We start from the raw sequence: 14633 nt of genomic DNA on the forward strand, positions 1-14633 counted from the left end.
TTCCGGCCGGACGGCCGGTGCCGGCGGTCCTCGCGCTCGACGCCGGGCCGGTCCCCGCACACGCGTCGGGGACGGCCGGGTCCGTGGGTCAGGAGCGGCCGGTCACCCGCTGGACGGCCCCGGTGACCCTCCGCTTCGCGCGCCGGAGGAGCTTCCTCGTCCTGCTCTGCGACGGGCGCGCAGCAGCCTGGGCGGCCTCGACCCGCTTCAGCTCCGCCCGCAGCTCCGGCATCCGGCGCTGCATCTCGTAGAGCTTCTCCAGCGAGTCGCGCATCCCCATCTGGACCGGCGGCGGGAATTCGACCGACGCCAGCTTCGCGTCGAAGGCGTCAGGCGACTCCCCGGGCAGGTAGACGTGCCGCAGGTCGTGCGAGGCCAGGAAGGACGCCATCCGCTCCCAGCGCTCCGCGTGGCCGCTCATGGTCGGGCCCCAGTCGGCCTTCGCGTAGAGCCTGGTCGCGTCCACCTCGCTGGTGCGCCGGTTCAGCACCCGGTAGGGGATCTGGTGGTAGGTGGCGAGTTCGAGCGTCCGCGAGTCGTGCGCGAGCAGCAGTCCGGGGGTACTGCCGAGCAGCGCGGCGATGGTGCCGTGGATCCGGGTGCCGAACGAGAAGTCGAACGTGGACAGGTAGTCCATCCACGTGCTCGGATCGAGGCAGAAGCGCACCCGGTTGTCGCGGATCAGCGGGTGGTCGAGGGACGTCGGAGAACCCTCCGGCAGCGCGTACGGCGCGTCGAAGACGCCGTTCAGCATCAGCCCGAGCGTCCGCTGGTCCTGCGCGGTGTACATCAGGTTCGGGTAGCGCTTCGCGTGGTCGAGGCTGATCGGCCCGATCAGGGGACGGTAGGGCGACACGTTCAGCGAGATCCGCGAGTAGGGCGTGAGTTCCTCGACCTTGCGGACGATCTCGAGTTGGGGGCCCCGCAGGAACAGCGAAGGGCACCCGATCACCCGCACGTGCTCCTCGCCGAAGCCGAGGTTCGCCAGGTACTTGGCGGTCAGCTCGCCACGGACACCGACGCTGCCGGAGCGGTCGAGGACGGCCCGCATGAAGCGCTTCACGACGTCGTCGAGCTCGGAGGCCTGGAACTCGCCCGACACCGGGCCCTGCGCGCCGACCCCGAGGACCACGACCGGGATCGTCAGCTTCTCGAACAGGGCCGCCATGTCGCGCACGCCGTCGATCAGGCTGGCGCGGAAGGCGTTCGCGAGCGGGACGACGGCGACGTCGTAGTTCTCGTTGACCTCGCGCGGATCGAGCCGCTCGAACTTGCTCGTGGTGATCTCGGCGCCGGCCACCGACAGCAGGCGACAGGACGCGTGCGAGAACATCAGGTTGCCGACGTTGCTCCCGATCAGCCGCTTGGAGATGGTCTCGGTGGCCGATGCGGCCCGGAACGGACTCTTGTGAGCCCGTAGCAGGATGCGTGTCACGCTGCCCCTACTTCGTAGACGGAATGTGGGTCGAGGATACCAATTCCCGTCTCCCCGCAGGCCTGCGGCGTCGCCTCCCGCGGGCACCGGCACAGCCGACCCACAGATTTCACGGGTAGGCTCGGTGCGGCCGCTGCCGCCGAACCCCCGGTTCGTCCGTGGACGCGACCAGTTCCGTGTCCTCCTGCCGGCTCTCCGGCACCATCGGGGGACGAGTCGTCGTTGGGGGGATGCGTGAGCGGAAGCAGGCCGGGACGGGCGCTGCCGAGGAAGCACCTGTGGTGGTGGCTGGGCGGCGTGGCCCTCGTGATCGTGGTGGTGATCGCGATGCTGGCCGTGACCCTCGGGTGGGGCGACCCGGGGTCGACCGCGTCCCCGATCCCCACGGTCGCCTCGGCGTCGGCCTCGCCGTCGGACTCCGCGACCGTCCCAGCCTCGGCCACACCGTCCGCCACCGCCACCGCGACCACCGCCAGTCCCTCGCCCACTCCCACCCGCGCGGTGAAGAAGCTCGCCTACTGCAAGGCGTACAAGCAGATCACGACCAGGCGGGTGCAGAACTCCAGCGAGGACGGCAGCGTCGACTTCGACAAGCTGGCCGACCTGTTCAGTTCACTGATCACGTCCTACTCGAGCGCGGCCAAGGCCGCGCCATCCTCCCTCGACACCGAGTACGCGGTGGTGCTCGCCTACCTGAAGGACATGAAGAAGGCGGTCGTGTCCCAGGACCTCGACGGGATCAAGGCCATGATCAGCAACATCGACCTGCTGAACGAGCACATGACCACGATCCAGAAGCAGTCGCAGAAGATCTGCGCCTGACCTGAGGACGGTGCGCCGCCCGGGAGCGGGCGCGGCTCAGCGCGACCTGCGGCCCAGCAGCGCCCCGACCCGTTCCCGCAGCGAGATCGGCGACTTCTTCGGTGCGGGCCGCGAGGGCGGCCCCGCGCTGTACCTGGGCGTGGCCTGCCTCGGCTTCTCCAGCGACTGGTCGAACGCGGCCAGGCCCGCGCCGCTGCCGGCGTAGGCGTGGGCGAGCCCGTTGCGGGTGAGGAAGTCGGTGAACCGGGTGAACAACTCGTCGTAGCGGGCATTGAAGTCGGCCGGATCGAAGGCGTCGTACAGCTGCTCGACCGTGCTGTCGTCGTCCAGGTCGCGGGTGAGCGTGTGCGGAACGCCGTGGTAGCTGGCCACCTCGACGGTCCGGGAGTCGTGCGCGAGCAGGTTGACCGGGATGCCGGCCAGAAGCGCGGCGATCGTCCCGTGCAGCCGCGGGCCGAACGCGAAGTCGGCGCCGCGAAGGCTGTCGATCCACGCCCAGGCCGTCGGGTAGTACAGCATCCGGTGCTGCTGGTACAGCGGGTGGCTGGTGCGGACGGGGAAGCGGTCGTCCCCCCGCCACTCGGCGCGGGTCTCCTCGCCGGCGATCACCATCCGGGCGGTCAGCCGCTCCTGCGCGTAGACGGTGGAAGCCGCGTAGTCGTCCACCGTGCGCTGAAGAATGGCCGCCGTGCTCGGGATCCGGTGGTCGAAGGAGAGGCTGATCCCGCTCGTGGGGGTCAGCCCCCCCGACGGCTGCGCCCAGCGGTGGCCCGGGCCCCACATGAACAGCGACGGGCAGCCGATCACGTCGATCCGGTCATCGGGGAACCCCAGATGGCGCAGGTACTGCTGGGTGATCTCGCCGCGGACGCCGATCGTGTCGGAGTGCTCCAGCACGGCGGACAGGAAGCGCCGGCAGGACGCCTCGTGCTCCTCGACCTCGGCCCGGGAGGCGGTCAGGCCGGTGACCCGGCTGGGCCGGAACCGGGCCGAGGTCGCCTCCTCAAGGCTCAGCTGGGCTCCGATGCCGACGACCGTGACCGGGATGGTCAGCTTGTCGATCAGGTTCGCCCACTGCTCCATCTTCGGACCCATCTGGAACCGCAGGGAGCTCGACATCGGCATCACCAGGTGGTCGCACTCGGCGTTGATCCGCTCGGCGTTCGCCGCGATCGCGTTGCGCTTGAACTCGCCGTAGCTGATGTAGCTCTGCGTGACGTCGTCGGCCGCGAGGGCGCGTGCGGTGGAGAACTGGAACAACAGGTTGCCCTGGTTGCCTCCGATCAGGTCCGTCGACTTCAGCGCCGGCAGGTTGGCGTCCGGCGGCTGGCAGACCCGGATCATGACGCGGCGCGGTCGAGCTTCACTCACCGGGCGGACTCCCTCTGTGGCAGCTGTCGCGGACAGCCAGTGACGGGTGGTGGCTGCGGACGCCGGGCGTGCGCGTCCGCCGAACCACCCTAGCGCGGCACCGTGTGCCCGGCGCCTGCGGGACGCGAGGACGCCGGGCCCCATGGGGACCCGGCGCCGCGACGGTGCGGCTCAGAACCTGAGCGTGGCCACCATCATGTTGTGGTCGGACGGGGCGTGCCCGCCGACGAAGTTGCCGTCGGCGTCCACATTCACCACGGTCCGGTAGGTGGAGACCTCCACGTCGCCGTGGGAGACCAGGATGTAGTCGACGTTCGTGCCGACCTTCCACGTCGACGGCGCCTTGGGCGCGGCCTCGCGCCACTTGTTGGCCGAGTTGTAGTTGACGTCGACCATCGTCTCGGCGATCGCGTTGGCTCCCGCGGCCTTGCTGGCCACGGCGTTGTCCAGGGGGTCGACCAGGTTGCCGACGGTCGCCTTCGTGAAGGCCTGGTACGGGCCGTTGTAGGGCTTGATCGTGCGGCTGGAGTTCAGGTCACCCGCCACCACGACGGGGTAACCCTTGTTCTCCGCCTTGATCAGGGCGACGATCTGTTTGGCCTGGGTGATCCTGACCGCGTTGAGCTTCTTGGATGCACCACCCGGCTCGAGGTGGGTGGCGACGAAGAAGAATCTGGCGCCGCTGGTGGTCCGGAAGATCGCCCACACCGCGTAGCGCCGCTGGGCACCCTTCTTCTTCAGGATCTTCGAGCCCTGGTCGACCACCGTGAGCTTGTCGGTGTCGTAGGCGACCTTGGTGCCGTTGGTGTAGTCGCCCTTGGCCACGAACCCGTAGTTCCCGCCGCCCTTGTTGAGCAGGTAGAGCACGTCGTCGTACTGCTTGCGCTTGACCTCGCCGACCGTCACCGACGCGGGCGTCGCCTCCTCCAGCGCGATCACGTCCGGGGTGGCCCCCAGAATGCTGTCAGCGATGTCCTCGCGGCGATCGGCCCAGGCGTACTCGCCCGAACTCGACTTGTGGATGTTGTACGTCGCGACGACGACCTTCGCCGATGCGGCGTCGATATCGGCCGCGGTGGTGGCGGCCGCGGGTCGTGGCGTGACCGCCTGGCTCGGCGTCGCCCCGACCAGGAAGGCGGGGACAACGGTCAGCAGGACACCGGCGGCGGTGAGCCGCAGGGATGCACGAACCGGGTTCGACATGGCAGGAAGCTCCTTGTTCACCGATCTGGAACGCCCGAGCCCCCCGCACAGGCAAGGGAAACCTTAACATCAGTCATGAGAGGTTTTCAGCCTTTTCACAGAATTTTCTCATCAGCTGGCGGGCATCTCTCGACCTGCGCTGGAGGCTGCGAGCCCGACCCCCGGACTCACTAGGCTGGGGCCATGAGCGAACTGCTTGACCCCACCACCACTCCCGCCTGGGAGCAGCTGACCGAACTCGCCGCGGCACTGGAGCCCGACCTGCGCGCCTGGTTCGCCGACGATGCCGGCCGCGCGGAGCGGTTCAGCTTCACCGCCGCCGACCTGTTCGTCGACCTGTCCAAGAACCTCCTCGACGACGACATCCTCGCCGCTCTCCTCGCGCTCGGCCGCGCGGTGGGCCTCGAGGCGCGCAGGGACGCCATGTTTGCCGGGCAGCGGATCAACGTCACCGAGAACCGCTCGGTGCTGCACACCGCGCTGCGTCGCCCGGCGGGCGACAGCCTCGTCGTCGACGGGGTGGACGTGGTCGCGCAGGTGCACGAGGTGCTCGACAGGGTCTACGCCTTCGCCGACCGGGTCCGCTCAGGAGAGTGGAAGGGCATCACCGGCCAACCGATCCGGACAGTGGTGAACATCGGCATCGGCGGCTCGGACCTCGGCCCGGTGATGGTCTACGAGGCGCTCAAGCCCTACGTGCAGGCCGGCCTGGAGTGCCGCTTCGTGTCCAACATCGACCCGACGGACGTGTACGAGAAGACCCACGACCTCGACCCCGCGACCACGCTGTTCATCGTCGCGTCCAAGACCTTCACCACTCTGGAGACGCTCACCAACGCGCGCATGGCCCGCGACTGGCTGCTGGCCGCGCTGCGCGCGGCCGGCGCGATCGACGACTCCCAGGCGCAGGCGAACGACTCGATCGCCCACCACTTCGTCGCCGTCTCGACCGCGCTCGACAAGGTCGCGGCCTTCGGCATCGACCCGGCGAACGCGTTCGGCTTCTGGGATTGGGTGGGCGGCCGTTACTCCGTCGACTCCGCGGTCGGCACCTCGCTGGCCGTCGCGCTCGGCCCGGACAACTTCGCCGACTTCCTGGCCGGCTTCCACGCGATCGACACCCACTTCGCCGAGGCCCCGCTGGAGCGCAACGTCCCCGCGCTGATGGGACTGCTCAACGTCTGGTACGTGAACTTCCTCAAGGCGTCCAGCCACGCCGTGCTGCCGTATGCGCAGTACCTGCACCGCTTCGCCGCGTACCTCCAGCAGCTCACGATGGAGTCCAACGGCAAGAGCGTCCGGCTGGACGGCTCGGAGGTCGTCACCGAGACCGGGGAGATCTTCTGGGGCGAGCCCGGCACCAACGGCCAGCACGCCTTCTACCAGCTGATCCACCAGGGCACCCAGCTGATTCCCGCCGACTTCATCGCGGTCGCGACACCCGCGCACCCGCTCACGGACGGGGACGCGGACGTGCACGAGCTGTTCCTGTCGAACTTCTTCGCCCAGACCAAGGCGCTCGCCTTCGGCAAGACCGCCGACGAGGTGCGCGCGGAGGGCACCAGGGAGGAGATCGTGCCGGCCCGGGTGTTCCCGGGCAACCGTCCGACCACCTCGATCATGGCGCCCGCGCTGACCCCGTCCGTCGTGGGCCAGTTGATCGCGCTCTACGAGCACATCACGTTCACCCAGGGCACCGTGTGGGGCATCAACAGCTTCGACCAGTGGGGGGTCGAACTCGGCAAGCAGCTCGCCCTGCAGATCGCCCCCGCCGTCGCAGGGGACGAGGCGGCGCTCACCGCGCAGGACGCGTCGACCCGCTCGCTGGTGGGCTACTACCTCGCTCACCGGCAGCGCGGCTGACCCTCCCGGATACCCGGCCGCGGCGGCAGGTCCGGTAGACTCCGGTCCGTTGCCGGCCGGCGCGGCCGCCTACAGATGGGATGAGCGATCGCATGAGTCTGGCCGAGCTTGCCGCCGAGCACGGACTGAAACGGGTCGGCGCCCGGCCGCCCTTCTGGCGCTATGTCGCCGATGCGTGGCACCGGCGGGATTTCGTGGTGGCGCTGGCGATGTACCGCCTCCGGGCCGGTCTGGAGGGCAACCGGCTCGGCGTCCTGTGGCTCGTCCTGCAGCCCACGCTGAACGCCCTCATCTACGGCACGATCTTCTACGTCATCCAGCGCGGCACCGACCCGATCCAGTTCGCCGCCCACGTCGTGATCGGTGTCTTCCTGTTCCAGTTCTTCCAGCGCAGCATGACCCAGGGCGCGAAATCGATCACCGGCAACCAGTCGCTGGTGCAGTCGCTGGCGTTCCCCCGGATCACCCTGCCGATCGCAGAGGTGGTCGAGGAGTTCCTCTCGCTGATGCCGTCGATCGCGGTACTCTTCGTGATCCTGCCGTTCCTGGGCCACTGGCCGGCCGTCGAATGGCTGCTGATCATCCCGCTGCTCGCCCTGTTCACGCTGTTCAACACCGGCATCGCGCTGTTCACGGCCCGGCTCACCGTGCACGTCCGCGACCTGACCCAGCTGCTGCCCTTCCTGGCCCGGATCCTCTTCTACACCTCGGGCGTGCTGTTCGACGTGAACAAGATCTTCGAGCAGCACCCGTCCATCATCGAGTTCTACGACTTCGTCCCGATCTACCAGGTGCTGCAGATGGCACGCGACGCGCTGCTCGGCGGCCACGACTACAACCCGCTGTACTGGCTGTACTTCTCGATCTGGTCGGTGGGCGCCTTCGTGATCGGGCTGCTGTTCTTCTGGGTCGCGGAGGAGAGGTACGGACGTGACTGACACCCCGCGACCGGTGGTGGTCGTCGACGACCTCTCGGTGACCTACCGCGTGTTCGCCAGCGGACGAGCGGTGAAGAAGTCCCGCGGCGGGCTGCTCAAGCAGTCCGGGCGGGGCATTCGCGAGGTCCGCGCCCTCAAGGGCGTCAGCTTCGTCGCCTACGAGAACGAGTCGATCGGCGTGATCGGTTCCAACGGTTCGGGCAAGTCCACGATGATGCGCGCGATCACCGGCCTCACCCCGCCGGAGTCCGGAGCGGTGTACGCGTCCTCTCGACCCAACCTGCTCGGTGTCGGGGCCGCGCTGATCGGCGAGCTGTCCGGCGAGCGCAACATCATGCTCGGCGGACTCGCCCTCGGCCTGAGCCGCAAAGAGGTCGAGGCCGTCCAGGACGAGATCATCTCCTTCGCCGAACTGCAGGAGTTCATCGACCTGCCGATGCGCACCTACTCCTCGGGCATGCAGGCGCGGCTGAAGTTCGCCATCGCGACCATCAAGCAGCACGAGATCCTGATCGTGGACGAGGCGCTGAGCGTCGGCGACAAGGAGTTCCGGCAGCGCAGCGAGGCCCGGATCCGCCAGATCCGCGACAACGCCGGCACCGTGTTCCTGGTCTCGCACTCGATGAACTCGATCCGCTCCACCTGCGAGCGGACGATCTGGCTGAACCGCGGCGAGTTGGTGATGGACGGCCCGACCGACGAGGTGGTCGGTGCCTACGAGCAGTTCCGCTCCGACGGGGTCGGGGCCCGGCGCCGTCGGCGCTGACCCCCTCCCCGGTCTGCTCGCGCTGCCGGTCGGTCACGCTTGCGAACCCTCCTCCTCACGGCGCTCAGCTCAGGCAGAGCCGTTCGAGGTTGGCGGCGAAAGCGGCCTGCGGGCCGCCCTCCGGATCGCCCAGGACGTGCTTCTTCATCGCGATCCGGGCCTCGCGCAAGGAGTCGTCGCCGAGCGCGTCGGCCAGCACCGCGTCCAGCCCGTCGAGGTCCGGGGTGAGCAGGTAGGAGCTCGCCTGGGACGGGTAGGCGGCCATGAACTGTGCGGCGGGGAGCCCGTCCGGGTCGCACACGACGATCGGTCGCTCGGTGAACAGGTAGTCCGAGGTCACGCTGGAGATGTCGGACACGAGCACGTCCGACCCGGCGAGGCACTCGTTGAGGGACAACCCCCGGTCAGACGTGACGAGGTGGCCGTCGCCGGCCGAACGCAGCAGGTCCTCGATCGTGGCGATGGCGGCGAGCATCGACGGGCGGACCACGCCGCTGGCCGGGTGCGGACGGAACCAGACCCGCAGCTCCGGGTGGCCGCCGAGCAGCCGGCGGACGAGTTCGACGCCCAGGACGTCGAGCGAGCTGTGGGTGGTCTGCGCGTAGTAGCCCTCGAAGGTGGGCGCGTACAGCAGCACCTTCGGGCTGCGTCCGCTCGGCCCGACCGGCAGCACGGACGCCTGGGGCCTCCCGATGACGGCGAAGTGCGTGGCCGGCAGGTCGAGGCCCGCCGCGGCGAACCGGTCGACGGCCGCCCGCCCCGCCACCCAGGTCTCGTCGAAGGCACGGATCAGCGCGCTGGCGCTGGTCGCCTTGTCCGAGTCGCCGTGGGCGAGCATCACGTGGCGCAGGCGCGGGTCGCGCAGCAGGGTGGAGTTGCGTTCCCCGTAGGCGAGGTAGAAGGCGACGCGGACGCTCGGCAGCGTGACCAGCTCCACGCCGCGCGTGGTGGGGGCGTACACCACCGGCAGGCGGGTGGCGTCCAGCGGGAGCAGCTGGTTGGCCTCGCGGACCAGCACGATGCCGTTCCGCTCGAGTCCGTCGAGGACGGGCAGCCACTGGTTCACGATGTACTTCGACTGCCTCGCGGCCAGCGAGACGTAGACGAGGTAGCCCGGCGAGTTCGCGGCCAGCTCCAGGACCAGCGCGTCCGCCCAGCCCTGCTGCGCAGCGCGCAGCGTCCTGGCCTGCAGGGCGGTCCATGCGAGCCAGCCGAGGGCTGCGACGGCCACCGCGGCAGCGATGGCCAGGTCCGGGGCGGGGCGCATCCAGCCGGTGGCCGCGGCGAGCGCCTTGGCGAGCAGCACGAACTCGAGGGCGACGAGGACGCCGGGCGTCCCGACGGCGCGCGCGTAGGCGCGGGCATGCGCGGTGAAGGGCACGGGCTGGGCGGCGGCTCCGGGCTGGTAGCGCAGGGGCGGCGCGGAGCGAGACAGCCAGGTCGCGAGGACGGGCTGCGCGGTCCAGGCCAGCTGGAGGACGAGCACGACGGTGACGTAGCCGAGGCCGGCCCACGGATCCGACGCCGCGACGAAGACGACGGCCGCGGCGAGGATGCTGCGCAGCAGGGCCCGCAGCTGGGGCCGGAGGCCGACGAGGTCGAGCAGGCGCCCCACGGCGGTGTCGGCGGGGGTGGCCAGCCACTCACCCACCGCGCCGAGCGTCCACGCGGCGAGGCCGAGCCACGGCCACCGCAGCCACGCGGCGAGGACGAGGATGACGAGGCCGATCAGGAGGACGGTGAACTGCGCGCGTCCGGCAAGCTGCGTGAGGCGGCCGGGAAGGCGGCCTGGCCATGCGGCGCGGGCGATCTCTTCCCACTCCGGGACGGGGGCACGTCCGAGGCTCTGGATGCCACCGCCGCGCTTCACCCGCTCAGCCTAGCCGGGACGCCCCGCCGCCTGCCGCCCGCGACCGTTCCATCGTGCACGCGCGGATGGCTCCCCCGTCACCGGCACGAGAGAACCGTCCCCGCGCAGCCGGCACGAGCGAGGGATCCTGACGGGTGGGCCGCTCGGGTCAGGCCCTGATCGCCACGTGGACGTGGTCGAAGTGGTTGGCGGTGGTGCCACCGCGGTCAGCCATCTTGCGCCACCGCGGTGTGCTGGGCGTCCAGATGTGCTGCTCGAAGATGATGTGGTCGATGTTGAACACCTTCGCGTGGGCGATCAGGTAGTTCGCGATCCGGTGACCGAGCGCGCTCTCCGCGTGCGGGGTGAGCATGATGTCGAGGGCGCGCCCGTTCTTGTGGAACTGCATGCCACCCGCGCGCCAGCCGCCGTAGGAGTTGACCGCAGGGAACAGCGGGCACACCGACCGGTAGATGTGGATGGTGTCCTTGCGCAGCTTGTTCTCGACGGCCGACCCTCGTGGGCAGGGGTCCCAGGTCGTGCCGGCCGCCTCGATCGGCATCTCGTCGGTGAGTTGGGACGCGAGCACCCAGCCGTAGCCGTCGGAGTACTCGACCTGACGGTACTTGCCCTCGATCGTCGCGGTCGCGCTCACCCGCGCAGCCAGCGCGACGGTACCGAGCAGGTCGGACTTCTCGGACGCGGACGCCCGCACGTTCACCGCTGCCGCGGCGTACATCGGCGTCACGCTCACCAGCGCCTTCGACGCCACCTTCGCCTTCTTGACGACGGGGGCCGCGAGCTCGTCCGCGGTCATCCCGCTGACCGGCGCGGCCGAGGCGTCGTCCGCGATCGCAACCGCGACGGGCGCGACATCGAGGGCGCTGGCGCCCAGTGCCTCCGCCGAGTGCAGTCCGCTGCCCAGCACCACCACGCCGGCGGTCGCCGAGGCCGTCACCACCGCGAGGGCCAGCCCGCCCCGCGCGAACAACCGGTCGGCCATCGTCGGGCGAGCCCGCCGGGGTGCGCTGTGGAAGGCCGCCAGACCCGCGTCCAGCCGTTGCGCGCCGGCGGATGGGGCCGACGCAGCCGGTACGAGCGGGTCGGCGACCCGTCGAGGCTGGTACATCGCACACCCGTCCTGTTGACGTTGACCGTAGATTCTCAGGCTAACTTAAGGATTCTCGCGCGACAACCCTCGCTATGCGCCCGCGGGCGTCCCGCGCCTGACGGATACTGGGCTATCGGAAGTTGGCCCGTCGGGCGGAACCGTCGGGCAGCGCGCCATCGGACGCCGGGCTGACGGATCCCGGATGGACGGGGTCGGAAGCGATCGGGGGGTCGGATGAGATCAGTCGCGGTGGTGCTCACCGTCATCGCCGTCGCGCTCGGTGCGGGAGTGGTCGTGAGCGCCGCGCCCCTCGCCGCGGCGCCGGCGTACGCCTACGGCCAGCAGCCCATGCCGGAGGCCACGAAGAAGAAGACCCCGAAGGCGAAGCCGACGCCCACCCCGACCCCCACGCCCACCCCGACCCGGCGCCCGGTCGACGAGGAGGGCGACCGCTGGGTGCAGCTGGCCGTCATCGGCGGCGGTGGCCTGCTCGTCTGCGTCCTGGTCTTCTTCGGGATCGGCGCCCTGGTTCGTCACAAGCCGCGCTGAACCCCTCGACGCCGGCGGCAGCCGCGCCCCGACGAGGCGGAGCCGACTCAGTCGCCGAGGCGCCAGTGCTGCAGCGTGACCCGGAGGTCGTCGAGGTTGTCCCCGAGCACGGCCTCAGGACCGATGATGTCGCGTGGGAACACCGCGAGGCCGCCCGCGTCGAGCCACAACTCCGCCTGGTAGCGCTCCACCCGGCCGGCCTGGATCACCGGACCCGGAGCGAGCAGCGAGGGCAGGATCCTCAGGTAGCTCGTCCCGAACGCCTCGCTGGGCACCAGCTGGACCGCCGCCGCGCCGGCCTCCATGCCGGCCCGCAGCTCCGAGGGGGTCATGCCGCCGAGCACCACCGGCAACTCGGGCACGACCCCGACCAGCTCCGGCAGCAGGAAGTCGGACGCCACGAAGGACGCGCCCGCCCCGGCCGCCGACTGCACCTGCGCAGCCGTCGTGACGCCGTGGACACCGATCCGTGCCCGCCGTCGGTACACCCTCAGCAACCCGGGCAGCTGCGAGGTCTGCCCGGCCGACAGCGTCCAGACCTTGAAGCCCTCCTGGCACAGCACCTCGCACGCGGGGAGGAGTTCGTCCGCGTCGAGGTCCGGCAGTCCGACGATCACGTTGTGCACGCCCAACCCGGGCAACTCAGGAGCCACGCGCCCATCCTGCCCGATCGGAACGGTGACAGGCGGATGCACCCGTGGTTAGCTGGCCCCGGAGCCTCGAAGGAGTCAGCATGGAGATCAGCAGCGACGGCATCGCCGCCGACGCCGGCATCGACCTGAAGTACGCCGAGCCCGGTGTGGGCGGCTCGAACATCGCACCGGGGATCGCCTGGACGGGGGCGCCCGACGGCACGCTCAGCTACGCCCTCACCTGCTTCGATCCGGACGCACCGACCGGCAGCGGCTGGTGGCACTGGGTGGTCACCGACATCCCGCCCGACGTGACCTCGCTCGCTGAGGGCGAGCCCCTGCCCGCCGGGGCCCGCACCTGGCCCAACGACTACGGCTACACCGGCTGGGGCGGGCCATGGCCCCCGCCCGGCCCCGCGCACCACTACGTGTTCACGGTGTTCGCCGTCGGCGCGGACCGTCTGGACGTCCCGGACGAGGCGACCAGCGCCGTCGCGCGGCTGACGCTCAGCTTCAACGTGCTCGACCAGGCCGCCTTCACCGCCACGTTCCAGAACCCGTCGAGCTAGGCGTGGCCGGGCGGCACGGGCACCCCGTCCTGGAGCGCGGTCCGTGGCGCTGCTGATCGACGCGCCGCGCTGGCCCGCGCACGGCACGCTGTTCTGCCACCTCGTCTCGGACGCCTCCCTCGACGAGCTGTTCGACTTCGCCGACCGGCGTGGCCTGCCCGTCCGCGCCTTCGACCACGACCACTACGACGTCCCGCAGAGCCGTCACGACGAGCTGGTGGACGCCGGCGCCCTCGCCGTCCCGTCCCCGGAACTCGTCCGCCGCCTGGTCGCCTCCGGCCTGCGGGTGCGGAGGCGACAGCGCACCCCACGGGCCGCCGAGGTCGTTCCCGGCCTGAGGACCGCCTGGAACCGCCTGCTGCCCGGCCGGCCCGGGCTCGGGGCCGACCTGCTCCAGCGCTGGCAGCAGCCCCGGCGGCACTACCACGACGTACGCCACCTGTGGCAGATGCTCGGCGCGCTCGAGCAGCTCACGGACGGGGGCCCGGCGCGTCCGGTCGGCCTCGCCGCCTGGTTCCACGACGCCGTCTACGAGGGTCGGGCCGGTGCGGACGAGGAGGCGTCCGCGCGGCTGGCCGAGACACTGCTGCCCGCCTCCGGTCTTCCCGGGGACGAGGTGGACGAGGTGGCGCGGCTCGTCCGGCTGACCGCCGGCCACGCGCCGGAGCCGGACGACGCCGCCGGGATCCAGGTGGTGGACGCCGACCTGTCGATCCTCGGCCAGCTGCCCGGGCGGTACCACGTCTACGCACGGGACGTGCGCCTGGAGTACCCGCAGTACAGCGATCAGGAGTTCGCGAGCGGCCGGCTGAGAGTGCTCGACACCCTGCTGGCGCGGACGCCGCTGTACGCGTCGCCGGCAGCGCAGGCCGCCTGGAGCGCACAGGCAGCGCAGAATCTCATCTCAGAACGACAGCGATGGCTGCATTTTTCGGCGCCGGAGTGGGTACAGTAGCTTGAAGGAGCACTAGCCACTGCTTGCGGGGGGTACGCGATGGCAAAGGCAAGTATTTGGCTTGCCGCAGCGGCATGCGTAGCCGCTGGCGCCCTTGTGGCGCCACCGCGATCCGGCGCGCCCTTGACCACGACCGGAGACCAGGTCCAGCCCACCGTCGGCGCGTCGGCCACCCCGACCCCGACTCCGACCGTTCCGAGCTCGACCATCACGCCGACGGTGACGGTCGAGCCCACCGCGACGGCGACGGTGACCGCCACGGCGACCACCACGGCCACGGCCACGGCCACGGCGACCGCAACGACCACCACGACGCCGGAGCCGACGGTGAGCGTGCCGACCGCGACCGAGACGCCGACCTGGGATCCGCTGGAGACGCCCACGCCGACCGTGACGCCCACCCCGACCGTGACGCCCACGCCGACCGGGACGCCCACCCCGACCGTGACACCGACCGCGACCGACACACCCACCGCGACGGACACACCCACGCCGACCGACACACCCACGCCGACCGACACACCCACGCCGACCGACACACCCACGCCGACCGACACACCCACGCCGACC

General features: G+C 70.6%; 14 protein-coding genes. 8 read left to right on the forward strand and 6 right to left on the reverse strand.

The window, feature by feature from the left end; genetic code table 11:
- Positions 1-88 precede the first annotated feature (88 nt).
- Positions 89-1435 (reverse strand): polysaccharide pyruvyl transferase family protein, encoded by a 1347-nt coding sequence (locus QM633_RS03050; protein WP_415152252.1) that lies wholly within the window; start codon positions 1433-1435, stop codon positions 89-91.
- Between the two features lie 234 nt (positions 1436-1669).
- Between QM633_RS03050 and QM633_RS03055 the strand changes: the two genes are divergently transcribed.
- Complete coding sequence (locus QM633_RS03055; protein ID WP_415152253.1) at positions 1670-2257, forward strand: hypothetical protein; 588 nt, start codon at positions 1670-1672, stop codon at positions 2255-2257.
- Between the two features lie 36 nt (positions 2258-2293).
- Here the strand turns inward: QM633_RS03055 and QM633_RS03060 are convergent, their stop codons facing one another.
- Together QM633_RS03060 and QM633_RS03065 are read right to left on the reverse strand one after the other, a co-directional pair.
- On the reverse strand, positions 2294-3628 hold the full coding sequence (locus QM633_RS03060; RefSeq protein ID WP_415152254.1) for a polysaccharide pyruvyl transferase family protein: 1335 nt from the start codon (positions 3626-3628) through the stop codon (positions 2294-2296).
- A gap of 171 nt (positions 3629-3799) precedes the next feature.
- Positions 3800-4831, reverse strand: a complete 1032-nt coding sequence (locus QM633_RS03065) for an endonuclease/exonuclease/phosphatase family protein (protein WP_415152255.1) — start codon at positions 4829-4831, stop codon at positions 3800-3802.
- A 183-nt stretch (positions 4832-5014) separates the two neighbouring features.
- Between QM633_RS03065 and pgi the strand changes: the two genes are divergently transcribed.
- The 3 genes from pgi (at position 5015) to QM633_RS03080 (ending at position 8398) form a co-directional block, all read left to right on the forward strand.
- On the forward strand, positions 5015-6694 hold the full coding sequence (gene pgi, locus QM633_RS03070; protein WP_415152256.1) for a glucose-6-phosphate isomerase: 1680 nt from the start codon (positions 5015-5017) through the stop codon (positions 6692-6694).
- A 92-nt stretch (positions 6695-6786) separates the two neighbouring features.
- Positions 6787-7632, forward strand: a complete 846-nt coding sequence (locus QM633_RS03075) for an ABC transporter permease (RefSeq protein ID WP_415152257.1) — start codon at positions 6787-6789, stop codon at positions 7630-7632.
- Positions 7625-8398 (forward strand): ABC transporter ATP-binding protein, encoded by a 774-nt coding sequence (locus QM633_RS03080; RefSeq protein ID WP_415152258.1) that lies wholly within the window; start codon positions 7625-7627, stop codon positions 8396-8398. The genes QM633_RS03075 and QM633_RS03080 overlap by 8 nt, the downstream gene beginning before the upstream one ends.
- A gap of 64 nt (positions 8399-8462) precedes the next feature.
- On the opposite strand, the gene QM633_RS03085 is transcribed toward QM633_RS03080, so the two are convergent.
- A complete protein-coding gene (locus tag QM633_RS03085; protein ID WP_415152259.1) occupies positions 8463-10268 on the reverse strand; it encodes a CDP-glycerol glycerophosphotransferase family protein in 1806 nt (601 codons plus the stop codon).
- A 148-nt stretch (positions 10269-10416) separates the two neighbouring features.
- Complete coding sequence (locus QM633_RS03090) at positions 10417-11376, reverse strand: hypothetical protein (protein ID WP_415152260.1); 960 nt, start codon at positions 11374-11376, stop codon at positions 10417-10419.
- A gap of 216 nt (positions 11377-11592) precedes the next feature.
- Here QM633_RS03090 and QM633_RS03095 point away from each other — a divergent pair, with 216 nt between their 5' ends.
- A complete protein-coding gene (locus QM633_RS03095) occupies positions 11593-11907 on the forward strand; it encodes a hypothetical protein (protein WP_415152261.1) in 315 nt (104 codons plus the stop codon).
- A 47-nt stretch (positions 11908-11954) separates the two neighbouring features.
- On the opposite strand, the gene QM633_RS03100 is transcribed toward QM633_RS03095, so the two are convergent.
- Positions 11955-12560, reverse strand: coding sequence for a bifunctional 4-hydroxy-2-oxoglutarate aldolase/2-dehydro-3-deoxy-phosphogluconate aldolase (locus QM633_RS03100; protein ID WP_415152262.1), 606 nt, complete (start codon positions 12558-12560; stop codon positions 11955-11957).
- Positions 12561-12640: 80 nt separating this feature from the next.
- Here QM633_RS03100 and QM633_RS03105 point away from each other — a divergent pair, with 80 nt between their 5' ends.
- The 3 genes from QM633_RS03105 to QM633_RS03115 all read left to right on the forward strand — a co-directional run.
- Positions 12641-13108, forward strand: coding sequence for a YbhB/YbcL family Raf kinase inhibitor-like protein (locus QM633_RS03105; protein WP_415152263.1), 468 nt, complete (start codon positions 12641-12643; stop codon positions 13106-13108).
- A gap of 43 nt (positions 13109-13151) precedes the next feature.
- Positions 13152-14063 carry a DUF4031 domain-containing protein gene (locus tag QM633_RS03110; protein ID WP_415152264.1) on the forward strand — a complete coding sequence of 304 codons (912 nt, stop codon included), beginning with the start codon at positions 13152-13154 and terminating at the stop codon, positions 14061-14063.
- Between the two features lie 123 nt (positions 14064-14186).
- Positions 14187-14633 (forward strand): hypothetical protein (locus tag QM633_RS03115; RefSeq protein WP_415152265.1); only part of this gene is annotated, 447 nt, incomplete at its 3' end.

Source organism: Propionicimonas sp. (genome assembly GCF_047606205.1).
In the GTDB taxonomy this organism is placed as follows: Bacteria; Actinomycetota; Actinomycetes; order Propionibacteriales; family Propionibacteriaceae; genus Propionicimonas.

What these genes read in the sequence shown, in the direction of transcription:
- QM633_RS03065 (WP_415152255.1), bottom strand. Translation starts at nt 4,831, where the DNA reads ATGTCGAACCCGGTTCGTGCATCCCTGCGGCTCACCGCCGCCGGTGTC.
- pgi (WP_415152256.1), top strand. Translation starts at nt 5,015, where the DNA reads ATGAGCGAACTGCTTGACCCCACCACCACTCCCGCCTGGGAGCAGCTG.
- QM633_RS03075 (WP_415152257.1), top strand. Translation starts at nt 6,787, where the DNA reads ATGAGTCTGGCCGAGCTTGCCGCCGAGCACGGACTGAAACGGGTCGGC.
- QM633_RS03090 (WP_415152260.1), bottom strand. Translation starts at nt 11,376, where the DNA reads ATGTACCAGCCTCGACGGGTCGCCGACCCGCTCGTACCGGCTGCGTCG.
- QM633_RS03095 (WP_415152261.1), top strand. Translation starts at nt 11,593, where the DNA reads ATGAGATCAGTCGCGGTGGTGCTCACCGTCATCGCCGTCGCGCTCGGT.
- QM633_RS03105 (WP_415152263.1), top strand. Translation starts at nt 12,641, where the DNA reads ATGGAGATCAGCAGCGACGGCATCGCCGCCGACGCCGGCATCGACCTG.